This window comes from Kitasatospora sp. NPDC052868, from assembly GCF_044547105.1.
In the GTDB taxonomy this organism is placed as follows: domain Bacteria; phylum Actinomycetota; class Actinomycetes; order Streptomycetales; family Streptomycetaceae; genus Kitasatospora.
Map to the genome: position 1 here is coordinate 167,919 of NZ_JBITZW010000006.1, position 24,508 is coordinate 192,426.

A 24,508-nucleotide genomic window follows, 5' to 3' on the forward strand; every position below is an offset into this window, starting at 1 on the left:
TCCACCCCGCACCGACCGACCCCGTCTGACCAGTGATAATGAATCGAACACGCCCGGCGGGAGGATCCTCGGAGCGGCCTGGCGGCTGCTGCCGCACGGTCTCGCCGGGCCCGGACGGGGCGATCGGTACACGGGAACAATCGGTACACGGGAACAGGGGTAGGGCGTGCGGGGGCGGAAGGCGGAACAGGACCGGATCGAGCAGTTGCTCGCCGACGCCCGCCAGGGGACGAGCGGGGTCCTGCTGGTGCACGGCGAGGCCGGAATCGGCAAGACCGCGCTGCTCGACCACGCCGCCGCACGGGCCGAGGGCGTACGCGTCCTGCGCGTCGAGGGCATCGAGTCGGAGATGGAGCTGGCCTTCGGCGGCCTCCACCAGCTGTTCCTGCCCGTCCTGGACCTCGTCGACACCCTGCCGGAGCCGCAGGCCGCGGCCATCCGGGCGGTCTTCGGCCTGACCGGCGACGGCGTGCGCGACCGCTTCACCGTCGGCCTCGCCGTCCTCACGCTGCTGTCGGAGGCCGCGGCCGACGGCCCGCTGCTGTGCCTGGTCGACGACGCGCAGTGGCTCGACCAGCCGTCGGTGGACATGCTGACGTTCGCCGCGCGCCGACTTCGGGCGGAGGGCGTCGTGATGCTCTTCGCCGTCCGCGACGGGGCGCCGGGCGCCGCCGTGAAGGGGCTGCCCCGGCTGCTCGTCGAGGGCCTCGACCAGACGGCCGCCGCCGAGCTGCTGCCCGGTCTGCCGCCGTACGTCGCGGACCGGGTCATCGAGGAGGCCTGCGGCAACCCGCTGGCCCTGATCGAGCTGTCGGCCGCGCTGACCCCGGCCCAGCGCGCCGGGCGGCTGGGCCAGCTGGCGCTCCCCGAGGCGGCCGCCGGGCTGCCGAGCCGGATCCGGGACGGCTTCCTGGAGCAGATCCGGCGGCTTCCCGAGGCCGCCCAGGCGGTACTGCTGGTGGCCGCCGCCGACGACACCGGCGAGCTCGCCGTGGTGCTGCGGGCCGCGGAGCCGCTAGGCGGGGCCGTCGAGGACCTCGAACCCGCGGAACGCTCCGGGTTCGTGCTGCTGTCCGGGGCGACGGTGCGCTTCCGGCATCCGCTGGTGCGGTACGCCGCCTACCAGGGCGCCCCGCTCGCCCGGCGCATCGCCGCGCACCGGGCGCTCGCGCAGGCGCTCGGTGCCGCCGGCCAGGTGCACCGGCGGGCCTGGCATCTGGCGGCGGCGTCGACCGGACCGGACGAGCAGGTCGCCGAGGAGCTGGAACGGGTCGCCGAGTGGGCCGGCAGCCGGCAGGCGATGGCGTCCGCGTCCGCCGCCTACGAGCGGGCCGCCCAGCTCACCGCGGATCCGCAGCAGCGTGCGCGCCGACTGGTCCGGGCGGCCCGGCGGGCCGCCGACGCCGGGCAGGACGAGCGGTGCGCCGTACTGGCCGACCAGGTGCCGCTGCCGCTGGAGGACCCGGGCGTGGCGGCGAACTTCGCCCGCGCCCGGGCGGTGGTCGAGCTGGGCTACCGCAGGCCGGAGACGGCCGCCCGGATCCTGGTCGACAGCGCGGACCTGACCGGCGCCGACCGTCCGGACACGATGGCCTCCCTGCTGGCCGACGCCGTCCACGCGGCCTTCTCCGCGGGGGACGCCACGCTGATCGCGGAGGTCGCGTCCCGCGCCCCGGAGCTGCCGGTACTGGCCGTGCCCGCCCGACTGTTCGGCGGTGACGTGCCCGGCGCGCCCGACGCACCCAACGTGCCCGGCGCACCCGACGCACCCAACGTGCCCGGCGCACCCGACATACCCGGCGCACTCGACGCACTGCGCGCCCTCGTGGACAGCACCCAGGACCCGGCCTGCGATGTGATGGACCGGCTGATGACCGGGATCTACTGCCAGCTGACCGGCGACCACGCGGCCGCCCGGGAGGTGGCCGCCGGAGCCGTCGCCCACTGCCGTGAGCAGGGCATCAGCGGCTGGCTGCCCACCACGCTCCACCTGCTGGCCCAGACGGAACTGGCGCTCGGCCGCCACGACGAGGCGTTCGCGCACGCCACCGAGGGCCTGCAGCTCGCCGAGTACTACGACCTGGCCCACCGGGCCGCCCATCTGCGGACCGCGCTGGCCGTGCTGGCGGGCGTCCGCGGAGAGGAGGAGCAGGTCAGGGCGCTGGCCGGCGAGGCCCTGGAGTACACCCGACCGCGCGGGGTGGGCCGGGGCACCACGGACGCCCTGTGGGCGCAGGGCCTGCTCGAACTCGGCCTGGGCCGGGCCGAGGCGGCGCTGGAGCCGCTGGAGTCGGCACGACGGGAGGCGGGCCATCCGCTGCTCTCGCTGCCCCTGCTGCCGGACCTCGTCGAGGCCGCCGGGCGCGCCGGACGCCCGGAGCGGGCGGTGGAGCCGGCCCGGCTGCTCGGGGAATGGGCCGCCGCACTGGGGCGGCCCGCCCTCTCCGCGCTGGCCCGCCGCTGCCAGGCGCTGACCGGCCCCGACCGGGCGGCCGAGGAGTACTTCACGGCGGCGCTGGCCCTGCACGAGGGCGGCAGCGACTACGACCGGGCCCGCACCGCACTGCTCTACGGGGAGTGGCTGCGCCGTCTGCGGCGCCAGATCGACGCCCGGGACCAGCTGCGCGCCGCGCTGGAGGCCTTCGAGCGGCTCGGCGCCCGGCCCTGGGCCGCCCGCGCCCGGGCGGAGCTGGGAGCAGCGGGCGGGGAGACCGGGCTGACGACCCGCCAGGACGGGCCGATCAGCCTGCTGAGCCCGCAGGAACGCGAGGTGGTCCGGCTGGCGGCCGCCGGTGCGAGCAACCGGGAGATCGCCGCCCAGTTGTTCCTGAGCCCCCGCACGGTCGGGCACCACCTGTACCGGGCGTTCCCCAAGCTCGGGGTCGGCTCCCGCACCGAGCTCGCCACGCTGCTGGCCTCATGAGACCGGAGCCGACGGGGTGGCGAAGGCCTGCGGCCTCATGAGGCCGGCGCCGACCAGGCCGCGGAGGCCTCCGGCATCGAGTAGATCATCCGGGTCTGGGCGGTCCGGTAGCCGGCCCGGGCGAAGGCGGCGGCCATCGGGGCGTTGTCGGTGTCCGTGGTGGCGGTGATCAGCTCGGCGCCCGCCTCCACCTGCACCCGGGTGATCTCGGCGAGCACGTCGTCGACGTACCCCTGTCCGCGCAGCTCGGGGACGACGCCCAGGTAGCCGACGTTGCGGTTGTACGGCGTCGCCGACGGCAGGGCCAGTCCGGCGACCTGCCCGTCGGGGGTGCGGGCCAGCCGCCACCACGCGCGCTCGCCCGGGCAGCCGAGGTAGAAGTCCACCTCGTCCTGGGCGGCGGCCTCGGCGCCCATGGACGCCACGTTGCGGCGGGTCTCGCCGTCCAGGCTGCCCACCGCGATCCGCCGGAAGACCTCCAGGAACTCCTCGTCCGAGCCCTCGGTGAAGGTGAGGCGCCCGCTGGAGGCCGGGAGCCCGGCGTCGGGGGTCCACTCCAGGCGCAGCCGTTCCACCTCGTCGGTGAGCCCGGCGGCCTGCGCGGCCCCGCGCCGCCAGGCCAGCGCGGCGACGACGGCCGGGTCCTCGCGCCAGCCGTTCGGCAGCGTCACGTTGTACAGCGGGGGCTTGGCGGCGCCCTGCTCGGCGAAGGCCCGCAGGCTCGCGGTGATCAGCCCGGCGGCGACCGCCGCCCGGTCGGCGACCGAGGGGTCGACGTGCAGGCAGTCCAGTGCGACCGGGTGCTCGCTGGACGCCTGGCCCCACCACAGGGCGCGGGCCACGATCCGGTCGCCGTCCTCGGCGATCCAGGTCCACTCCGGCCGGTACATGCCCTCGGCCAGTTCTTCGAGGTAGCGGTCGGCGGGGATCCAGCCGATGGGTTCGTCGACCGTCACGGCGGTGACGCGGTCGAGGTCGGTATCGGTGTCGGTGATGGAACGGAACAGCATCTGTGTGCTCATCTCTGGTGCGTTGCATAGGTGGTGAGGGTCGCGCCGGTGTCGATGACGCGGGAGTCGGTCGGCGTGAGGGCCACCGGGAGGAAGGCCGCGCGGAACAGCGGGAGGCCGGAGCCGAGGCCGACCGGGTAGCGCTTGATGACCGGTTCGTCGATCTCCCCGAGCAGCCGCCCGGCCAGGCCGGCCCCGCCGCAGCGCCGTCATTGACGGTAGGCCGGACGGCCCCCGACCGGCATCAGTCATCCCGACGTAATGTGGCCGGTCACCGGCCTGCCGGGGATGCGTGACGGCGCCCTACGGGGGAACGGAGCCGGGAGCACGGAGCCGCGGGCACGGCGCCGGGCGTACGAGGGCCGGAACGGGCGGCCCCGACCGGTCCGGACAAGGGGATTACCCAGGCAACTTCCTAACGCTCCATCAGTTGGCTAGGCTTCCGCAGGTTTCGAAGACGTGATCGACTGACGCCACTATGATCGGCGCAGCATCGTGTCAGGTACGCGCCCAATGGAGGACCGCCCAGCGGCTGACGCACCCTCGTTCCCCTGCCCGCCCCCTCCGATCACCACGCAAGGCGCGCCATGACTGCTCACCAGCAAGGCCCGACCAACCCTCTGCCGACGGCCGGAGGACCGGCCCGGTGAGGATCACCCGCAAACTCGCCATCCTCGCCACGGTGCCGCTGCTCGCGGTGGTGGCCTTCGCGGCGCTTGCGCTGCGCATCACCGCCGGACAGGTCTTCGGCGCCGCGCAGCTGCGCTCGATGGTGGCCATCAGCGCCCAGGTCGGCGACCTGACCCGCCAGCTGCAGCGGGAACGCACCTGCGCCGCGGCGCTGTTGACCGGCGAGGCCAACCCCGACCGGACCAACGCCTACCTCCGGCAGCTCCAGGCGACCGACGCGAGCATCGCGGAGTACCGCGAGCTGCGGGGCCGCATGCACGCGGGCCGGGGCAACACCGTGGGACGCCTCCGCCAGGTGGACGACGACCTCGCGGCGCTGCCCGCGCTCCGCAAGCAGGTCGAGTCGGGCCCGAGCACCGCCCTGTCCGCGACCACCTTCCGCTACCGGATCCTCATCGCCGACCTGTTGGCCTACCGGGGCGACGTCGCCGAGGCCGGGCGCGCCGGGGCCGACCTCGCGGACCGGATCAACAGCGGAGTGGCCCTGGCCCGCGCCCAGGAGTCGGTGAGCCAGCAGGAGGTCGCGGTCCTGACCTCGCGGGCCTCCGGCGTCCTCACCCCGGCCGCACAGCAGGCGATCACCGCCACCCGCACCGGATACACCGAGGCCGTCCTGGAGTTCCAGCGGGCGGCCACCCCGGAGTGGCAGACCTGGCTGGACCGCTCGCTGACCGGTCCCGGCATCATCGCCGCGGGTCGGCTGGAGGACGCCGTCGCCCGTACCGCGACGGGCCAGCCGCTCCCGGTGGACGCGAGCTGGACGACGGTGACGGACGAGCGGACCGACCGGCTCCAGCGCGTCGAGCAGAAGGTCAACGCCTCGACGCTGGCCAGCGTCACCGACTTCCGCAACACGCAGCGCAGGCTGGCCCTGAGCGAGGGGCTGGCGGTGCTGCTGGCGGTGATCGCGGTGATCGTGCTCACCCTCCGGCTGGGCCGGCCGATGATCCGGGAGCTGCGCCGGCTGCGCAACGCCGCGCACGCGGTCGCCCACGAGCGCCTGCCCGCGGCCGTCGCCGCGCTGTCGACGGGCGGCGCGCTCGGCGGGGCGACACCGGAGGAGTTCGCCGCCGCGGCGGGCGACGCCGTCGAGGTCCGCGGCCGGGACGAGATCGCCGCGGTCGGCGCCGCCTTCAACACCGTCAGCCGGGAGGCCGTGCGGATCGCCGCCGAGCAGGCGGCCATGCGCGACCGGATGGGCACCGTCTTCGTCGGCCTGGCCCGCCGGGCCGAGCGGCTGACCGGCGCACTCGTCCGGGCGCTCGACGCGGCCGAGCGCGACGAGCCCGACCCCGAACGGCTGGCCCGGCTCTTCGAGCTCGACCACCTGGCCAACCGGATGCGTCGCAACAACCACAGCCTGCTCGTCCTCGGTGGCGAGGCGACGGCCCGGGTGCGGTCGGGGAGCGCCCCGGTCGAGGACGTCCTGCGGGCGGCGGCCGCCCAGATCGAGCGCTACACCCGGGTCGACGTCGGAACGACCGACCAGGGCGTCCTGATCGAGGGACGGGCGGTGGACCACCTGGTCCACCTCGTCGCCGAACTGCTCGACAACGCCACCGCCTTCTCCAAGCCCGAGACCAGGGTGACGGCCGAGGCCCGGCTGCTGACCGACCGGCTGGTGATCCAGGTCTGCGACGAGGGCATCGGCCTGGGCGAGGACCGCTGGGCACCGGCCAACGAGAAGCTCGCCGCACCGCCGCCGGTCGAGATCGCCGCCGTCCGCGCGATGGGGCTGACCGTGGTCGGGCACCTGGCCTCCTGGTACGACATCCGGGTCGAGCTGCGCCCGCGCCCGGGCGGCGGCACCATCGCCGAGGTCACCCTTCCGGACTCGGTGTTCGGCCTGGCCAAGGCCGCCGACCCGACGCCGGTCCCGGCCCCGGCCCTGCCCCCGGCTGCGACCTCGGCACCCGCAACCGCAACCGCAACGGATGACGCCGAGCTGCTGCCCGCCATCACGCCCGCACCGGCACCGGCACCGGCACCCCCGACCGACGCCGGCACCACCGGAAGCGGCCTGCCCCGGCGCAGGCGTCCGGCGGGCCCGGCCGCCGAGGCCGAGACCCACCCGCCGGCCCCCGGCACGCCGGGCACCCCCGACGCCCCCGAGCCGGCCCACCCCTCGCACGGGCTGGCACACCGCGACCCCGGGCAGGTCTCGGCCTCGATGGCCGCCTACGCCCGGGGCATCGGCGCCAGCCGCGCCGGGCGCGGCGCCCCCAAGCCCCTCCTCTCCACCCCGAACCAGAAGGAAGACGCATGACCTCCCCCTCGACCCACGATCTCGACTGGCTGCTGAACGACTTCGCGGCCCGGGTCCCGGAGATCACCCACGCGGTGGCGGTGTCCGCCGACGGACTGCTGATCGCGGCCACCAGGGAGGTCGACACCGAGCACGCCGACCAGCTCGCCGCGATCGCCTCCGGCTTGGTCAGCCTGCTGGCCGGCGCCGGACGGCTGCTGAAGGCCGAGCCGGTGATCAGCAACCTGACCGAACTGCAGGGCGGCTTCCTCTTCTCGATGGCGGTCAGCACCGGCGCCTCGCTGCTGGTGCTGGCCTCGAAGACCTGCGACATCGGCCAGGTCTCCTTCGAGATGGCCGAGCTGATCAACCAGGTCGGCCCGCAGCTCACCCCCACGGCCCGCCCCAAGCTGCTCGACACGCCCTCCTGACCGACCCTCGACACCGGTCCGCCACCCCAACTCCGGGAGCACACATGTCACCGATCCTCGGCCGCCGCCCGACCGGGGGCACCGCCCGCGGGTGCGCCCTCCTCGCCGCCCTGCTCCTCGCCACCGGCTGCACCAGCGGCCACGGCGGCCGCAGCGGCGACGCGGCCGACGGCGGTGCGGGCACGGTGAGGATCGGGCTGCTGGCGTCGCTCTCCGGGACGTACAAGTCCGTCGGCACCGACCTGCGGGACGGCTTCCAGCTCTACCTGGACACCCACGGCGGCAGGCTCGGCGGCCACCCGGTCGACCTGGTGGTCGCCGACGAGGGCGACGGCGCGCCGACCGCACTCCCCGCCGCCACCAAGCTGGTCAAGCAGGACAAGGTCCTCGCCGTCACCGGTGTGGTCGGCGCGGGCTCGGTCGCCGCGATCTCCCCGCTGCTCACCGAGGCCGGGATCCCCCTGGTGAGCTCCAACGGCCGCCCCGCCGTCAAGGAGGTCGGCCGGCAGTGGAGCACCAGCTTCATGTCGGACGAGCCGGGGGCGGCGATCGCCCAGTACGTGCACGACACCGTCGACGGCCCGGTCTACGCGATCGGGCCCGACTACCAGGGCGGCTGGGACGAACTGCGCGGGTTCACCGACGCGTTCACCAAGGCCGGCGGGCAGCTCGCCGGCGGCAAGGCGACCTTCACGCCGTTCCCCGGCACCACCGACTTCACCCCCTACCTCAACAAGATCAAGAACTCCAAGGCCAAGGCGGTGTACTGCTTCTACGCCGGCAGCGCAGCGGTCGACTTCGTCAAGCAGTACGCCCAGTCCGACCTGGCCGGCACCCCGCTGTACGCCGCCGGGTTCCTCACCGAGGGCGGCGTGCTGACCGCCCAGGGGGACGCCGCCAAGGGGATCCGCTCGGTGCTCAACTACGCCCCGGACCTCGACAACGCGGCCAACCGGGCCTTCGTCTCGGCCTGGCAGTCCAAGTACCAGTCCCCGCCCACCACCTACGCGATGGCCTCCTACGACGCCGCCTCCGTGCTCGACAAGGCGATCGGCGCGGCCGGCGCCAAGCTCGACTCGGACACGCTGAACACCGCCATCGCCGGCCTCGGCCAGATCGACAGCCCCCGCGGCACCTGGCAGTTCGGCAGCAACACCCACTCGCCGGTGCAGAAGTGGTACCTGCGCGAGGTCAAGAGCGACGGCCGCGCCCTGTCCAACCAGATGGTCCAGGACCTCGCCACCATCGGAAGCTGAGCGGGGTCGGGGACGGGGAAGGGCCGCCGATGGGCCTGATCGACGCACATCTGGTGCCCGCGGTCGACGGCGTGGCGTACGGCCTGCTGCTGTACGTGGCGGCGGCCGGGCTGACGCTGGCGTTCGGGACGGGCGACGTCCTCAACCTCGCCCACGGCACCCTCTACGCCGTCGGCGCGTACACGGCCGCCACGCTGTCGGACGGCTCGTGGGGCGGGCTGCTGCTCGCCCTGGCCGTCGGCACCGCGGCGGCCGGCGCCGGGGGCGGCCTGCTCGCCGCGCTCACCGCGCCGCTCCGCCGACGCGGCCACCTCGCCCAGGCGCTGCTCACCTTCGGCGTGGCGCTGGTCGGCGGCGATCTGCTCAGCACCGTCGCCGGGCCCGACGAGCTCCCGGTCGTGCTGCCGGCGGTCCTCGACGGCAGCGCCGACCTCGGGGGGCACCGCTACCCGGTCTACCGACTGGCGTTCATCCTGGTGGCGGCGCTGCTGGCGGCGGCCGGGCAGCTGCTGCTGCGCCGCACCAGGGCCGGCGCGCTGCTGCGCGCCACGGTGGACGACGCCGAGATGGTCGCGGGGCTGGGCACCGACCCCCGGCTGGTGCACGCCGCCGTACTGGCGGGCGCCGGGGCCCTGGCAGGCCTCGCCGGCGTCCTGGGCGCCCCCATCATCGGCCCGGGCCCGCGCACGGCCGACACCGTCCTGCTGCTCTCGCTGATCGTGGTGGTGCTGGGCGGCCTGGGCTCGGTCCTCGGGGCCCTGGTGGCGGCGGTGGCCGTGGGCGAGGTGCAGACCCTCGGCGTCGACCTGGCACCGGACGCCGCCCCCTACCTCCTGTTCGCGGCGATGGCCGCCGCGCTCGTCCTGCGCGGCCGCGGCGCCCGGGGAGCCCGCGGATGACCGCGCGCGGGCGACGGTGGCCGGCCGCGCACCCGGCCTTCTGGGCCCCGGTGTCGACCGCGCTCGCGCTGTTCGCCCTGCCGGCCCTGGTCGACGAGTCGACGCTCGTCCTGCTCACCCCGGTACCCGCGCTCGGCCTGGTCGCCGTCGGCATCACCGTCCTCACCGGCCGGGCCGGGCTGCCCACGCTCGGCCAGGCCGCGCCGTACGCGGTCGGCGCCTACACCACCGCCCTGCTGGGCCGCGCAGGCGTCGACACCGGTCCGGTGCAGGTCGCCGCCGCGGCCCTGGCCGCCGCCTTGTTCGCCCTGCTGACCGGGCCGGTCGTGGCCCGGGCCCGGGGCGTGACGGTCCTGATGATCACGCTGGCGCTCGGAGAGCTGACCGCCACCGCCGCGGCCCGCTGGAGCTCGGTCACCGGCGGCACCGACGGATTGGCCGGCATCGCGCCGGTCCGCGCGTTCTGGGGCGCCGCGCCGCTGACCGAGGACCCGGCCGTCTACCGGTACGTGGTCGCCGTCGCCGCCTGCGCGGTCACGGCGACGGTCCTGGTGCTGCGCTCGCCGCTCGGGCTGCTGCTCGCCGGGTGCCGCGACCACGAGGCGCGGATGCGGGCCGGCGGCCACCCCGTCACCCTGGTGCTCCTCGGCGCCCATGTCGGGGCCGCCGCCCTGGCGGGGGTGGGCGGCCATCTGCTGGTGACCGCGCAGCGCTACGTCTCCCCCGCCGACGTCGGCTTCACCACCTCCTCGCTGTGCCTGCTCGCCGCCGTCCTCGGCGGTGTGACGTCACCGCTGGGCGCGCTCGCCGGCACCGCCCTGGTGCTCGTCACCCGGGACCAGCTCGCCGCGCACTGGCCGGGGCACGGCCCGCTGCTGCTCGGTGCCCTGTTCATCGCCGCCGTGTACCTGCTGCCCCGCGGGTTCGCCGGGATCCGCCTCCCCCGGCTGATGCACGGCTCGCCCCCGGTGCCGCCCGCCCGGCCCGCGCCCGCCGCCACCACCCCCGAGGCCGGCCCGTGACCGCCCTGCTCGCCCTCTGCGAGGTGACCCGCCGCTACGGCGGCCTGGTCGCCGTCGACCGGCTCGACCTGGCGATCGAACCCGGGACCCGCCACGCCGTGATCGGGCCCAACGGCGCCGGCAAGTCCACCGTGCTCGGCCTGCTGGCCGGCACGGTCGCGCCGTCGGCCGGCCGGATCACGCTCGACCGGCGGGACATCACCGGCGCCGGACCGGCCCGGCGCTCCCGCCTCGGCATCGCCCGCACCTTCCAGCAGCCGGCCGTGCTCGGCAGCCTGAGCGCCCTGGACAACGTCGCCCTGGCCGCCTGGCGCCACACCGAACTGCGCGGGCTCTGGCGCCCCCGCCGCTACCGGGAGCTCGGGCGCCGCTGCCACGACCTGCTCGACCGGGTCGGCCTCGCGCAGTCGGCCGACCACCCCGCCGGCCGGCTCCCGCACGGGCGGCAGCGACTGGTGGAGATCGCGGCCGCACTCGCCGCCCGGCCCCGGGTCCTGCTGCTGGACGAACCGGCCGCCGGCCTCACCGAGGAGGACACCGACCGGCTGGTGACGGTCCTGCGGCAGGTCCCCGCCGAGGTCGCCATGCTGCTGATCGAGCACGACCTGGCCTTCGTCAACGCCTTGGCCGACCGGGTCACCGTGCTGCACGAGGGCCGCTCGATCGCCGACGGCACCCCGGAGCAGATCAGCGCCGACCCCGCCGTCCGGGAGGCCTACCTCGACATCCGGTCCGGGTGAGGCGGATGCTCGAAACACACTCCCTGCGGGCCGGCTACAACGGCGGCACCGTGCTGCACGGCATCGATCTGACGGCCGGGAGGTGCTCGGTGCACGCCGTCCTCGGGCCCAACGGCGCGGGGAAGACCACCCTGCTGCACGCGCTGGCCGGTCTGCTCCCGGTGGCCTCGGGCCAGATCTCGCTGGCCGGCACCGACGTCACCCGCCTCCCGGCCCACCGCCGCGCCCGGGCCGGCATCGGCCTGGTCCCGCAGGGGCGCCGGGTCTTCGCCTCCCTGACGGTGGCCGAGCACCTCAGGGTGGCCCACCGGCGGCGGCCGACCGCCTGGTCGCCCGACCGGGTCCTCGACCTGCTCCCCCGGCTCGGCGAGCGGCTCAACCAGCGCGCCGACCGCCTCTCCGGCGGCGAGCAGCAGATGCTCGCCATCGCCCGCACCCTGCTCACCGGCCCCCGCGTCCTCCTGCTGGACGAACCCACCGAGGGCCTGGCCCCCGCCGTGGCGGCCGATGTCCTGGACCTGGCACGCCGGTTGGCCGACGACGGACTGGCCGTCCTGCTCGCCGCGCCGCGGCCGGCCCTGGTGCTCCCCATCGCGGACCGGATCACCGTGCTCGGCGCCGGACGGATCACCACCGCCCTGGACGGCGCCGCCGCCCGCCGGGACCACGCCCTTGTGCTCGCCGCCCTCACCCCACCCCGCCAAGCACCGCAGGAGTCGCTCTGATGCCAACCGACGCGCACTACGCCTTCGACAACCGCGCCGACGAGGCCGTGGACCAGCTCCAGGTCCTGGAGTCCGCCCTCGACCCGGTCACCGCCGCCCACCTGGAGCGGCTCAAGGTCCCGGCGGGCGCCCGCTGCTGGGAGGTCGGGGCGGGTGCCGGGTCGGTCGCCCGGATGCTCGCCGCCCTGGCCGGCCCCGGCGGCTCCGTGACGGCCACCGACCTCGACCCGACCCGGCTGACCGGATCCGCCGGGGCCACCGGCCCGGCGGGCTCGGCCGGTTCGACCGGCCCGGCCGCGGAGGTGCTCGTCCGGCGGCACGACGTCCGGCACGAGCCCCCGCCCGGCGGGCCCTTCGACCTGATCCACGCCCGCCTGCTCCTGCTCCACCTGCCCGAACGCCGCGACGTGCTCGCCACCCTGGCCGGCGCGCTGCGGCCCGGCGGCGTGCTGCTGGTCGAGGAGTTCGACCGCAGCCCGCTCTCCGTCCTCAGCCCGGTCGACCCGGCCGAACGCGAGCTCTTCACCCGGGTCGTCGACACCGTCCTCGCCGTGCTGGGCGACCGGGGCGCCGACCTGGACTGGGGGCGCCAGGTCCACGGGGCGATGACCGGACTCGGCCTGACCGAGGTCCACACCGCCGTCCACGCCGAGAGCTGGACCCACGACGGCGGCGCCCGGCTCCACGACATCAACTCGCGCCAGCTCCAGGAGCCGCTGCTCGCCGCCGGCCTGCTGCCCGAGGAGTTGGAGCGGTTCCGCGCACTGGTCCGCCGGCCCGGCTTCGAGGCGCTCTCCTACACCCTGGTCTCCACCTCGGCCCGCCGACCGGAGTGAGCCGGCTCCCCGCCGGGCACCGCAACGGCCGCGGCCGGCCACCGCGGGGTGCGGTGGCCGGCCGGGCCGTGACCGTGGGTCGGCGGGATCAGCAGGAGCCGGCCGGACGGTCGCGGACCACCAGGTCGGTGCGGCCCGCGGTGGCGTCCAGCCAGACGACGCGGGTGCCCTGGTCGGCAGCGGCGAAGGCCTGGCTGCCCCGGTTGCAGGAGAGCCGCTGGGGGGTGCCGCCGGTGATCGGGAGCTGCCAGAGCTTGGGCAGCGCGGCGTTGGTCCAGCCGCCGGCGGGCTTGCTGCCCGGCTGCTCGACGGTGACGGCCTGGTCGGAGGCGGTGAAGGAGAGGCCCCGGGCGGCGACGGGCGAGTCGGCGGACAGCACCTCGGTCACACCGGAGCCGTCCAGCGCGCCGGAACGGATCGAGCTCTTCTTGGACGGGTCGGCGGACGTCACCTTCCACAACAGCCGCCCGCCGGCGAGCTGGGGGTCGGTGCCCCCGGCCCCGTCGGTACCCGGGTACTGGGCGACGACCTTGCCCGCGGCGATCGAGTAGACGGTCGGCGCGAAGGAGTAGTCGTCCCCGACCGCCCACTGCTCGGACCAGGCGATGACGCCGTCCTTGAAGGCGAGGCCCGCCGCGGAGTGGCCCTGGGGCAGCGGGATCTCCGCCGCCTGGATGCCGTCGCGGTAGAGGTGGATCGTGGTCTGGTCCGTGGCGTAGTCGGTCGTCCGGAAGACCAGCTCGTTGCCGGACACCCTGAGGTCGCCGGGCTGCTGGTTCGCGGAGCGGTACAGGCTGCGGATCGAGCCGCCGGTCAGCGGGCCGGTCAGCAGTTCCATCCCGAACACGCCCTGGGCGTCCGGGCCGACGGCCACCCATGCGGCGGACGTGCCGTCGGTGGCGGCCCAGCCGTGGTAGCGGCCGTCCTCCGGGCTGAGCCGGGTGGGGGTGCCGGAGCCGTTGGTGGAGCCGGTGAACAGCGCGGTCTTGCTGAGGGTTTCGGTGTTGGACATCATCACCCAGTGGCCGTTGGCGGCGGCCGGGGTGGCCATCGTGGTGGAGATGTCGCGCAGCAGCGGGCGGCTGTCCAGGCCGACCCGGCTCTGCCAGCCGGCCCGGATCCCGTGGGCGTCGAACGCCTTCTCCACCGCGCGGAGTTGGGCCCGGTTCAGGTTGAGCGTCCGGCCGGCGGCGAACACCGCGTTGCGGCCGTCGACGAAGTCGTCCAGCGGGGTGAGGTAGCCGGTGAGCGCGCGGTAGATCAGCCGGTCGGCGGTGAGCGGGTCCAGGGTGCGCCGGATGTCCCACAACGCCCCGCCGAAGATGGTGGAGTTGAGGTGCACCCCGCCGTTGTCGACGTCGAGCCCCGCGCCGATGTAGTCGGTCACGGTGCTGCGGCGGTCGTCCAGCCGACGCCCCGCGCACTCCTCGGGGGTGCCGGTGCGGCACAGGCTCTCGCCGAGCAGCGCGGCCTTCGGGTCGTTCATCGACTGGCCGCGGGCGGTCACCTCGATGGCGTTGCCGAAGTAGTCGGCGATCGCCTCGTTCATCGCACCGGACTGGCCGACGTAGGCGAGGGCGGCGGAGTTGCTGATGACGCCGTGGGTCATCTCGTGCCCGGCCACGTCGAGCGCCACGGCGAACGGCTGGTAGGTGGGCCCGCCGCCGCCGTAGACCATCTTCGAGCCGTCCCAGTACGCGTTCGGGATCTGCTGGCCGCCGAAGGTCACGTTCACCACGGAGGTGATCGGGCCGCCCTTGCCGTCCAGGCCCTCCCGGCCCAGCCGGTTGCGGTAGAAGTCGTACACGGTACCGGCGTTGAGGTGGGCGTTGGTGGCGCCGCTGGTACCGGTGGACGCGGGGAAGTCCGGGCCCGCGGAGTGCGCCGGGGCGCTGTCGGCGGGGATGGTGCCCTTGAAGTCCTCGGAGTCCCGGCCGGCCGCGTCGTAGGTGCTGATGGCGGCGGACCGGGTGAGGTCGGTGAGCTGGTAGCTGCCGTCCGGGAGGCGGCCGATGTTCACCTTGACCGAGCGGCCGAAGGCGTCCGGGGCGGTGCCGACGGCGGGCTCGACGCCGGCGGGGGCACCGGCGGCGGCACCGTCGCGAGCGGCGGAGCCGGCTGCGGCCTTGGCCCCTGCCTTCGCACCGGCCTTGGCACCGGCCCCGCCGGCGCCGCCCATCGGGTAGGGGGCGCGGGCGTCGTGGGCGAGGGCGACCACGCCGACGGTGGCGTCCACGTAGACCTCGCGGACCAGCCGGCCGCCGCCGTCCGGGTCGGCGGCGGTCAGGGTGAAGTGCTGGGCCAGCCGGCCGGCGCCGCCGGGCAGCACGACCAGGCCGCGGTCCTCGACGGCGGCCCCGGCCCGGGCGCGCGGGTCCTTGAGGGCGTCGAGCGCCCGCTCGCGCAGGATCGGGGCCGGGACGGCGGCGGTGGTCGGCGCGGTGAGGCCGGTGAAGTACTTGCCGCCGACCGACTCGACCCGCTGGTCGGCCCCCTCGCCGACGAGGTGGACCAGGTACTGCGCGCCGAACACCTGGAGGCCGCCGTGGCGCTGCTCGAACCTCACCGTGGTCCGGCCGTCGGCCGCGCGCTCGGTGCCGATCTCGGTCAGCTGCCCGGGGTCGATCCGGTACCGGTCCGAGTGGGCCGCGAGATACGCCCGGGCGGCGTCGGCCGGGCTCCCGGGGGCCGCCTCGTCGAGGCCGGTGACCAGCTGCGGGGTGGCGGTGCCCTCGCCGGCCACCAGGCCGGGTACGGGGTCGGGGTCGGCGGTCGGTCCGGCCAGGGCGGGCGACGCCGCCAGGACCAGGCTCAGGGCGGCGGTTATGCCGACGCCGAGCGCCCTGGGCGTGCGGGAACGGTGGTTCACTTCGGTCCTCCCATGGAGTGCGGGATCGGTGGTGGTGGCCCGCAGGGCGTAGGCCGGCACGGCGGGCACGGGGCCTGCCGACTGCTGCAGTTGACGGGCCGCCACATGCCGACCATATGCCTTCAGTCGAGATATGTCGACTACCTGCATATGGCGGCGAGCGGAATGCCCCGACCCGGCCTTCGAGCGGTACTCGAGGCCCGGCCGCGATGGTGGGACCGGCCCGAACCACCCCGCCCGAGCAACCCCGCCCGAGCCCTCCGGACCTCCCAGGAGAGATCCCGTGACCACACCCGAACAGGCAGCCACCGAACCCCGCACCGACGGCCGACTGGAGGAGGTGGCCGACGGGGTCTTCGCCTACGTCCAACCGGACGGCGGATGGTGCCTCAACAACGCGGGCGTCATCGTCTCGGGAGGCCGGACGGCCCTGATCGACACCGCGGCGACCGAGGCCCGGGCCCGCCGCCTGCGGGAGGCCGTCCGGACGGTCTCCCCGACGATGCCGGACTACCTGGTCAACACCCACTTCCACGGCGACCACGTGTACGGCAACTTCGTCTTCCCCGAGGCCCTGGTGATCGGCCACGAGCGCACCCGGAGCGAAATGGCCGCAGCCGGACTGCACCTGACCACCCTGTGGCCGGAGGTGTGCTGGGGCGACCTCCAGCCCTCCCTTCCCACCCTGACCTACCGCGACGGCCTGACGCTCCATGTCGGCGACACCGTCGTCGAGTTGATCCACCCGGGCCCCGCGCACACCACCGACGACACGGTGGTCTGGCTGCCCGGACAGCGCGTGCTGTTCACCGGGGACATCGTGATGTCGGGGGTCACGCCGTTCTGCGCGATGGGCTCCGTCTCCGCGTCGATCGCGGTGATCGGCCGGCTGCGCTCCCTCGGCGCCCGGACGGTGGTCACCGGGCACGGCCCGGTGGGCGGCCCCGAGGTGTTCGACGAGACGGAACGCTATCTGCGGTGGATCCAGGAGGTGGCGCGGGACGGGCTGGCCGCCGGACTCACCCCGCTCCAGGCCGCCCGCGACTGCCGGCTCGGCGGGTTCGCCCGGCTCGTCGACGCCGAACGACTGGTCCCCAACCTGCATCGCGCCTACGCCGAGCTGCGCGGGGCCGCGCCCGGCGACCCGCTCGACGTCGGCGCGCTGTTCGCCGAGATGGCCCGGTTCCACGGCCGGCCGCCGACCTGCCGGGCCTAGCCTGTCCGGTCGGACCGGCCACATACCGAGACCCCGGGCCGCCCACTCTCGACGCGGGCGGGACGGTACGCCACACTCGTTCCACCCGGCACCGCGTACCGTCCAACCGCCAGGGCCAGGCACCCGGCCCGGAACCGCACATCGGAGACCCATACGGTGACCACGAGTCAGCAGCTGGAGATCACCTTCTCGTCCGGCCGGTCCGGCACCGGACCGGCCACCTGGGGTCAGCGGGCCATCTGGACCGCGGTGAGCAGGCTCGCGCCGGCCGACGCGCCGCGCTACAACATCACGGTGGCCACCCCGCTGGAGCAGGGCGTCCCGCTGCCCGCGGTACTGGACGCCCTCGGACACCTGCTCCACCTGCACGACTCCCTGCACACCCGGCTGCACCTGGACGAGGACGGCGTGCTGCGGCAGACCGTCGACCCCGCCGGGCGGCTGCCCGTGCACTCCCGGCCGTGCGACGGTAGTCCGCAGGAGGCGGACGAGACCGGCCGCGCCCTGCACGACGAACTGGCGGCGCTGCCCTTCGACTGCGCCGAGGAGTGGCCGATCCGCATCGGCCTGGTGGAATCCGCAGGCCTGGTACGGCACATGACCCTGGTGCTGTCCCACACCGCCGTCGACGGCACCGGCATGAGCCGGCTCGTGATGGACCTCACCGAACTCGTCCTGGGCACCTCACCGGAGCGGATCAGGGAGCTGCGGCCCAGCCAACAGCCCCTGGAGGAGGCCGACTTCCAGACCTCCGAGCGCGGCCGCCGACGCGACTCCAACGCCCGGCAGCACGCCCTGCGCAAGCTGCGCCTCGGCCCGCCCCGGCTCTTCCCGCTGCCGGCCGGAGCCGATCCCGAGCGGCGCTTCCCCAACGCCGAGTTGACCTCTCCAGCCCTGCTCCGCGCCGTCGACCTGGTGGCGGCCGGCCACCGGGCCAGCTCCGCCTCCGTCCTGCTGGCCGCGATCGGGGCGATGACCTCCCGGCTGTCCGGCCACCCGGACGCGGTGCTCCAGGTCATCGTCAACAACCGCTTCCTGCCCGGCCTCACCCATGCGGTGAACGTGGTCGCGGGCGACGCCGTCCTCCATCTGCCCGACGCCGGCGAGGACTTCGCCGCCCTGGTCCGCCGCACCCACGCGTCCACGATCGCCGCCTACCGCCACGCGTACTTCGACAAGCAGCTGTTGGACGAGGACATCGAGAAGCTCACCACCGAGCAGGTCCCGCTCGCCGACCGCTCCTGCATCGTCAACGACACCCGGGAGCTGGCCCCGCCGCCGCGGCCCGAGGACGCGGAGGCCGAACTCCCGCCCGCCGGGGAGCCGCTGACACGGACCCGGGCCAGGACCACACTGACCTGGCCGGTCGACTTCGAGCCCCGCCCCGGGCTCAGCTACGCCCTGGACGCCCTCCAGACGCCCGTCGCGCTCCGGCTCTCGATGACCGCCGACCCGGCGGTGCTCCCCCGCCCGGACATCGAGCGCTTCCTGTACGGCGTCGAGGAGTTGGTCCTGACCGAGGCCCACGCGCTCGGCCACGCCTGACACGGCCCACGCCACGCCTGAGCCACGCCTGAGCCACGTGCCCGGCCCGCTGCTGCGGGCCGGGCACGGACGGTCGACCGCACCGCCGGTGAGCCGTCAGTGGGCCTCGTGCACGGTGTTGGTCTGCTGGATCGCCTTCCACGACTTCGGCTCCTGCGGCTGCGCCGGGGCCTTGGCAACCGACGCGGCCGCCACCCCCGGCACACCGGCCGAGTTGAGCGCCGGCTTGCCCGCGGTGAACAGCCAGGTGGTGAAGAGGTCCCCGAGCTGGCGCCCGGAGACCCGCTCGGCGTACGCCTGGAACTGCTGGATGGTCGCGTTGCCGTACTTCCGCTCGGCCGGCCAGCCCTTCAGGATCCGGAAGAACGCGTCCTCGCCCACGGTGTTGCGCAGCGCCTGGATGGCGACCGCACCCCGGTCGTAGACGGCGCCGGAGAACTGGTTGTCGGCGCCCGGGTCACCCGGCTTGACGGTCCAGAACGGGTCGTCGGCCGGGTGGGAGGCGTACACGTAGTCGGCGATCTCCTGCGCCGTACCCTCGTTCTCGTGCTCCGACCAGAGGAACTGCGCGTAGCGCGCGAAGCCCTCGTTGAGCCAGATGTCGCTCCAGCGCTGGACGGAGACGCTGTCGCCGTACCACTGGTGGGCCAACTCGTGGACGACGACCGAGGTGTTGGCGCCGCGCGCGAACTGCCGCGGGCCGTAGAAGATCCGGGTCTGGGTCTCCAGGCCGTAGCCGGCGGTGACGTTCGGCACGTAGCCGCCGACCGAGCTGAACGGGTACTCGCCGAAGTAGCCGCTCAGCCAGTCGACCAGTTCGCCGGTGCGCTCGACGCTGGCCCGGGCCGCGTCCGCGTTCTCGCCGAGGTCCTTGCTGTAGGCGTTGTAGACGGGCAGGCCGCTCGGGGTGGTGTCGGTGCTGATGTCGAACCTGCCGACGGCGAGCGTGGCCAGGTAGGTGGCCTGCGGCTTGTTCTCGCGCCAGCTGAACCTGGTCCAACCGGCCTGGGAGGTCTGGCCGGTGAGGACGCCGTTGCTGATCACCTGGGAGCCGTCGGGCACCAGGACCGAGACGTCGAAGGTCGCCTTGTCGGTCGGGTGGTCGTTGCTGGGGAACCACCACCAGGCGGACTCGGGCTCCCCGGCCGCCACGCCTCCGTCGGGCGAGCGCAGCCACGCGGTGAAGCCGTAGCGCTTCACCTTGGACGGGATCCCGGCGTAGCGGACGACGACGGTCGCCTGGGCGCCCTTGGCGAGCGGCCGGTCGGGGGTGATCTCCAGCTCCTGCTCCCCGGTGGCGGCGAACCGGGCCACCCGTCCGTTGACCAGCACCTGCTTGACGTCGAGCGCGAAGTCGAGGTTGAACCGGGACAGGTTCTGGGTGGCGGTGGCCAGGATGGTGGTGGTGCCCTCCAACTCGTCGGTGGCGGGCTGGTACTTCAACCGGATGTCGTAGTGCGAGACGTCGTACCCGCCGTTGCCGTAGGTCGGGTAGTACGCGTCCCCGGCGCCGGCCGCACCTGGCCCGGTCTGGGCGGCGGACGCGGGAACGGCCAGGAGCAGGGCGACAGCGCTGGCGGCAGAGACGATCAGCCTCTTGCGCACGGTGGTCCTCCAGGGTCACTGGGACAGTGGGATGGTTCCGATCACCGGGGTGATCCGGCTCGATCCCTGTCCCGTTGGGCCCTGCTCCACGCCTCTGTTATGAAATGTTCATGCGAAGAAACTCACGGCAACCCCGAACCCCGCCCTAAGCCCCCACCGCCACCGGCGCCCGGACCAGCGAGCCGTACTCGGTCCACGATCCGTCGTAGTTCTTGACGTGCGGGTATCCCAGCAGCTCGGTCAGCGCGAACCAGGTGTGCGCCGAGCGCTCGCCGATCCGGCAGTACGCGATCACCTCGCGCTCCGGCTCCACCCCCTGCCCGCCGTACAGGGCGCGCAGCTCCTGCGCCGAGCGGAAGGTGCCGTCCTCGTTCGCCGCCTGCGCCCAGGGGATGTTCACCGCGCCGGGGATGTGCCCGGGCACCTGCGCCTGCTCCTGTGGCAGATGCGGCGGGGCCAGCGCCTCGCCGCGGTACTCGGCGGGCGAGCGGACGTCCACCAGCACCGCGTCCGAGCCCGGCTTGGCGAACACCTCCGCCTTGGCCAGCACCTCGTCGCGCAGCGCCCGCAGTTCGGGGTGCTCCGGTCCGGGCAGCCGGTAGCCGGTGTGCTGGTAGTCCATCACCTCCCGGGTGCGCTCGCGCTGCTCCAGCTCCCACTTCTTGCGGCCGCCGTCCAGCAGCCGCACCTGCGCGAAGCCGCGCAGCCGCAGCAGCCAGTAGGCGTACGCGGCGAACCAGTTGTCGTTGCCGCCGTAGAGCACCACCGAGGTGTCCTCCTCCACGCCGGCCGAGCGCAGCAGTTGCTGCACGCCCTCGCGGTCGACGTAGTCGCGGCCCACCGGGCTGTGCAGGTCGGTGGTCCAGTTCCAGCCGACGGCGCCGGGGATGTGGTCCTGCTCGTACGCGGTTGTGTCCTCGTCGACCTCGACGACGCGGATCGTGCCGTCGTCCAGGTGCCGGGCCAGCCACTCGGTGCGGACCAGCGACTCGGGGTGTGCGTAGCCGTTGCCGGTCATGGTCGTCTCTCCTCTCGTTCCCACTCACCTGAAGCGCCGGTCCCCCGGATCCGCTGCGACGCACCCACCCCCGCCTCCCGGCCTCCCGGCCTCCCGCCCGCGCCGACCGGAGCCGCACGCAGCCGCTCCAGGGCCCGTCGGGCGCCCAGCGCCTCGAACACCGCCGCCGCCTCCCCGCACAGCACCTCGTCGGAGGCCGGGCCCGCACCCGGGCCGCCTTCGCCCCGCGGGCCGCCGGTCACCGCCCGCACCTTCTCCCGGGCCGCCCAGTACGGCTGCCGGGCCCGCTCGTACAGCCGGGCGGCGGCCAGGTGCCCGGCCCGGGCACCCACCCGGTCGCCCTTCACCGCCGCCAGCGAGCCGAGCGCCGACTGCGCCGTCGCCCGCCACGCCGGGCTCTCGAACCGCCCGGCCAGGGCCCGCGCCGCCGCCGCGTGCTCGGCCGCGCCCCCGGCGTCGCCGACGGCGGCGCAGGCCTCCGCCGCCACCGGGTACAGCAGCGCCGTGCAGCTCGGGCACTCGCCGTAGCGGGCCGCGGCCGCCGCGGCTGCGCGCACGGCCCGGACCGCCTCGCCCGGCTCCCCGCGCTCGAGCGCGTCGAAGGCCGCCGTGGCGTACTGCCGGCCGAAGGTGTGCGGCCCGGGCGGTGCGGTGGCGGCGGCGGCCGCGCCCCGCCGCAGGAAGTCGGCCGCGGCCGCGCTGTCGCCGCGCCCGGCGGCGTACTCCGCGAGCCGCTGCCAGGGCAGCGCGCCTCCGGGGCCGCCCAGTTCCTCGTGCAGCCGGGCGCTGTGCTCCAGGCAGCCCGGTGCCTCGTCCCAGCGGCCGTGCAGCAGCAGCGACTCCCCGAGCAGGCACCAGGCGAAGGCCTCGGCCCGGCGGGCGCCCCGGGCGATCGCCAGGTCCAGCGTCCGCCGGGCGTAGTCCTCCGCCGCCTCGTCGCCCGGCCCGTCCCCGGCCGACTGGTACTGGCCGAGGCAGCCGTGCAGTTCGAAGATCCGGTCCGTCCGGGCGTCCCCGGCAGGGCCGAGCCGCTCGATGTCACGGTGCAGGCCCTCGCGCCAGGTGCCCTGGACGTGGTGCACCCGGGCCAGCGCCTCGTCGGCCGCCGCCAGGTCCTCGGGGGTGCCGTGCTCCTCGGCGACGGCCAGCCCGGCCTCGGCGGCGCGCCGGGCCGGCGCGTCACGGCCGGTGGCGGCGAGCCAGGCGGCCCGCACCCCGAGCAGCCGACCGGTCTCGGCCGGGTGGCCGCCGCTCCCGGCGAGCACGCTCTCGGCCGCGCTCAGATGCGGTTCGGCGGCGCCGCCGTCGCCGCCCGCCAGTCGGGCGGCGGCCGCCTTGCGGTGCAGACGCGCCGCCCGCAGCACGACGCCGCCGCGCGCCGCCGCGGCCACGGCGGCCGGGGTGGCCAGCCCCGGCGAGGCGGGCAGGTCGACCACGGCCGGCACCAGGGCGCAGCCGTACGCGGCGACGGCCCCGGCGGTGTCGCCGGAGCGCATCCGCAGGTCGCCGACCCGCTCCCAGAGCTCGCCGGCCCGCTCGGCCCGGACCTCCCGGCCGGTGCGGACCTGATCCCACAGCCGTTGCGCGGCCGGTCCGGGCCCGCCGCCGTCCGGTTCGCGCTCCAGCGCGGCGGACAGCCGGTCGTACTCGCGCAGCACCTCGTACCGGCGCCCGGCCAGCGCGTGCACCCGCATCAGGGCGAGCGAGGCCTCCTCGTGCAGCGGGTCGGCCGCCACGGCCCGGCGCAGCACGGCGGCGGCGCCGTCCAGGTCCGCGCGGGCCTCGCGCAGCCCGCCGAGTTCGACCAGCAGCGCCAGGTACTCGGCGTGCAGGGCCTGCTCCCGCCCGGCCGCCCACTCCTCGTAGCGGTCCTCGGGCAGCAGGTCGCCGCGGTAGCGGGCGACGGCCCGCTCGTACGCGGCGGGGTCGCGGCTGCGGCGGGCGTGCAGGGCGGCCCGCTCGAACTCCTCGACGTCCACCCGGACGTGCTCCGGGCGCAGCGCGGGGGTGTCACCGGGTGCCAGGAAGCGCTGGGTGGTCGAGGAGCGGGCGTCGAGGGTGCGACGGGCCTGGTCGAGCGCCTGGTGCAGCCGGTCGGCGCCGGCCGGCGGCGGCAGTTCGGGCCAGAGCGCGGCGACGGCCCGGTCGCGGTGCAGCCGGTGGCCGGGCACGAGGGCGAGCAGTTTGACCAGGTCCCGGGACTTCCGCAGGTGCCAGTCGCCGTCGGCGACCTCCTGCGGGCCGACCCGGACCCGGAAACCGCCGAGAAGTCCGATCCGCAGTTCGAGCATGCGCCGGTGCCTTCCGTGCGGACACCTCGAACACCTCGAACCTACGCCCGGGGCGACCCGTCGGCGAATCCTGCCCGCGCTCGACGTCGGCTACCCGCCGGCCGACCGCACCACGTAGTACAGGTTCAGGTCGTCGCCCTCCACCCGTTCGACCGCCACCGGGCCGAACCCGGCCTCGGCGAGCATCCGCCGCGCGGTCTGCTCGCCCCACACCGTCCCGAGGCCCTCGCCGCCCTCGCCCAGCGAGACGGTCATGCAGTAGAAGGTCGAGATGGTGTACAGCGCCGGGCCGAACGGGTGCTCGACGTTCTCCTCCAGCAGGCTGCTGGCGGCGATGTCGCCCATCAGGAAGACGCCGTCGGGGCGCAGCGCGCCGGCGACGGCGGCCAGTGTGCGGGCCGGGCGGGCCAGGTCGTGGATCACGTCGAAGGCGGTCACCAGGTCGTAGCTGCCGGCCAGCTCGGCCGAGTCGGCGACGGCGAAGTCGGCGTTGGCCAGGCCGAGTGCGGCGGCCTCGGCGCGGGCGGCGGCGATGCCGTTCTCGGCGATGTCGAGGCCGGTGAACCGGCTCGCCGGGAACGCCCGGGCCAGCACGTTCACCGCGTGGCCCTGCCCGGTGCCGACGTCGAGGACGTCGATCCCGGCCCGCAGCCGGTCGGCCAGTCCGGGGACGAGCGGGACGACCCCGTCCACCAGGGCCAGGTCGTAGACCCGCGCGGACTCCTCCGCCTGGAGGGCCTGGAAGCGCGGGTACGCCGTGTAGGGCACGCCGCCGCCCTGCCGGAAGGACTCCACCACCTGCTGCTCGACCTCGCCCATCAGCGCGAGGTACTGCATCAGCCCAGCCATGTTGCCCGGCCCGGCGGCCCGGACCAGCGAGGCGGCGTGCTCGGGCGGCAGCGTGTAGGTGCGCTGCCCGGGGTCGTAGTCGACGATCCCGCCGACCACCATGGCGCCCAGCCACTCCCGGACGTAGCGCTCGTCCAGCCCGCAGGCCTCGGCGATCTCCGCGCTGGTCGAGGCGTCGAGACCGGCCATGGTGTCGAAGAGGTTGGTCTGGTGGCCGACGCTGACCATGAATCCCAGGCAGGCGTCGTTTAACACCTGCACCATGCGACCCGCGAAGGCCTCCTGCCTCACCGGATCCGGTTCCCGTACGGACATCGCTCCTCCTCCGTCACCGGGAT

The 24,508-nt window shown here is 75.2% G+C and carries 15 protein-coding genes and 1 pseudogene; 10 read left to right on the plus strand and 6 right to left on the minus strand.

The annotated features are described in order from the left end of the window. Positions 1 to 166: 166 nt before the first annotated feature. A complete protein-coding gene (locus tag ACIGZJ_RS13065; RefSeq protein WP_396457248.1) occupies positions 167 to 2,923 on the plus strand; it encodes an ATP-binding protein in 2,757 nt (918 codons plus the stop codon). A 35-nt stretch (positions 2,924 to 2,958) separates the two neighbouring features. On the opposite strand, the gene ACIGZJ_RS13070 is transcribed toward ACIGZJ_RS13065, so the two are convergent. Then, positions 2,959 to 3,945 (minus strand): GNAT family N-acetyltransferase, encoded by a 987-nt coding sequence (locus ACIGZJ_RS13070; RefSeq protein ID WP_396457249.1) that lies wholly within the window; start codon positions 3,943 to 3,945, stop codon positions 2,959 to 2,961. Positions 3,946 to 4,579: 634 nt separating this feature from the next. Here ACIGZJ_RS13070 and ACIGZJ_RS13075 point away from each other — a divergent pair. The 7 genes and pseudogenes from ACIGZJ_RS13075 to ACIGZJ_RS13105 all read left to right on the plus strand — a co-directional run bounded on the left by ACIGZJ_RS13075 (position 4,580) and on the right by ACIGZJ_RS13105 (position 12,777). Next, entirely contained in the window at positions 4,580 to 6,889 is a 2,310-nt protein-coding gene (locus ACIGZJ_RS13075; protein ID WP_396457250.1) for a nitrate- and nitrite sensing domain-containing protein, read from the plus strand. Next, positions 6,886 to 7,299, plus strand: a complete 414-nt coding sequence (locus ACIGZJ_RS13080) for a roadblock/LC7 domain-containing protein (RefSeq protein WP_396457251.1) — start codon at positions 6,886 to 6,888, stop codon at positions 7,297 to 7,299. Before ACIGZJ_RS13075 ends, ACIGZJ_RS13080 begins: the two co-directional genes overlap by 4 nt. 44 nt (positions 7,300 to 7,343) lie before the next feature. After that, positions 7,344 to 8,555 (plus strand): ABC transporter substrate-binding protein, encoded by a 1,212-nt coding sequence (locus tag ACIGZJ_RS13085; RefSeq protein WP_396457252.1) that lies wholly within the window; start codon positions 7,344 to 7,346, stop codon positions 8,553 to 8,555. A 29-nt stretch (positions 8,556 to 8,584) separates the two neighbouring features. Continuing rightward, positions 8,585 to 10,476, plus strand: a pseudogene (locus ACIGZJ_RS13090) (branched-chain amino acid ABC transporter permease). Then, positions 10,473 to 11,216 (plus strand): ABC transporter ATP-binding protein, encoded by a 744-nt coding sequence (locus ACIGZJ_RS13095; RefSeq protein WP_396457253.1) that lies wholly within the window; start codon positions 10,473 to 10,475, stop codon positions 11,214 to 11,216. Before ACIGZJ_RS13090 ends, ACIGZJ_RS13095 begins: the two are co-directional and overlap by 4 nt. Positions 11,217 to 11,221: 5 nt before the next feature. Beyond that, the gene (locus tag ACIGZJ_RS13100; RefSeq protein WP_396457254.1) at positions 11,222 to 11,941 is read left to right on the plus strand and encodes an ABC transporter ATP-binding protein; all 720 of its coding nucleotides are present in this window, start codon (positions 11,222 to 11,224) and stop codon (positions 11,939 to 11,941) included. Beyond that, positions 11,941 to 12,777, plus strand: coding sequence for a class I SAM-dependent methyltransferase (locus ACIGZJ_RS13105; protein ID WP_396457255.1), 837 nt, complete (start codon positions 11,941 to 11,943; stop codon positions 12,775 to 12,777). The genes ACIGZJ_RS13100 and ACIGZJ_RS13105 overlap by 1 nt, the downstream gene beginning before the upstream one ends. 88 nt (positions 12,778 to 12,865) lie before the next feature. Here the strand turns inward: ACIGZJ_RS13105 and ACIGZJ_RS13110 are convergent, their stop codons facing one another. After that, on the minus strand, positions 12,866 to 15,646 hold the full coding sequence (locus ACIGZJ_RS13110) for a M4 family metallopeptidase (RefSeq protein WP_396457256.1): 2,781 nt from the start codon (positions 15,644 to 15,646) through the stop codon (positions 12,866 to 12,868). A gap of 283 nt (positions 15,647 to 15,929) precedes the next feature. On the opposite strand from ACIGZJ_RS13110, the gene ACIGZJ_RS13115 reads away from it, so the two are divergent. Together ACIGZJ_RS13115 and ACIGZJ_RS13120 are read left to right on the plus strand one after the other, a co-directional pair. Then, entirely contained in the window at positions 15,930 to 16,862 is a 933-nt protein-coding gene (locus tag ACIGZJ_RS13115) for an MBL fold metallo-hydrolase (RefSeq protein ID WP_396457257.1), read from the plus strand. 156 nt (positions 16,863 to 17,018) lie between these two features. Continuing rightward, complete coding sequence (locus ACIGZJ_RS13120) at positions 17,019 to 18,407, plus strand: condensation domain-containing protein (RefSeq protein ID WP_396457258.1); 1,389 nt, start codon at positions 17,019 to 17,021, stop codon at positions 18,405 to 18,407. Between the two features lie 96 nt (positions 18,408 to 18,503). Here ACIGZJ_RS13120 and ACIGZJ_RS13125 read toward each other — a convergent pair whose 3' ends face one another. The 4 genes from ACIGZJ_RS13125 to ACIGZJ_RS13140 all read right to left on the minus strand — a co-directional run bounded on the left by ACIGZJ_RS13125 (position 18,504) and on the right by ACIGZJ_RS13140 (position 24,485). Further along, positions 18,504 to 20,012, minus strand: coding sequence for a M1 family metallopeptidase (locus ACIGZJ_RS13125; RefSeq protein WP_396457259.1), 1,509 nt, complete (start codon positions 20,010 to 20,012; stop codon positions 18,504 to 18,506). Positions 20,013 to 20,157: 145 nt separating this feature from the next. Continuing rightward, a complete protein-coding gene (locus ACIGZJ_RS13130; RefSeq protein ID WP_392934583.1) occupies positions 20,158 to 21,030 on the minus strand; it encodes a sulfurtransferase in 873 nt (290 codons plus the stop codon). Continuing rightward, complete coding sequence (locus ACIGZJ_RS13135) at positions 21,027 to 23,321, minus strand: BTAD domain-containing putative transcriptional regulator (RefSeq protein WP_396457260.1); 2,295 nt, start codon at positions 23,319 to 23,321, stop codon at positions 21,027 to 21,029. The genes ACIGZJ_RS13130 and ACIGZJ_RS13135 overlap by 4 nt, the downstream gene beginning before the upstream one ends. Before the next feature lie 90 nt (positions 23,322 to 23,411). Beyond that, a complete protein-coding gene (locus tag ACIGZJ_RS13140; protein WP_396457261.1) occupies positions 23,412 to 24,485 on the minus strand; it encodes a class I SAM-dependent methyltransferase in 1,074 nt (357 codons plus the stop codon). Positions 24,486 to 24,508 lie beyond the last annotated feature (23 nt).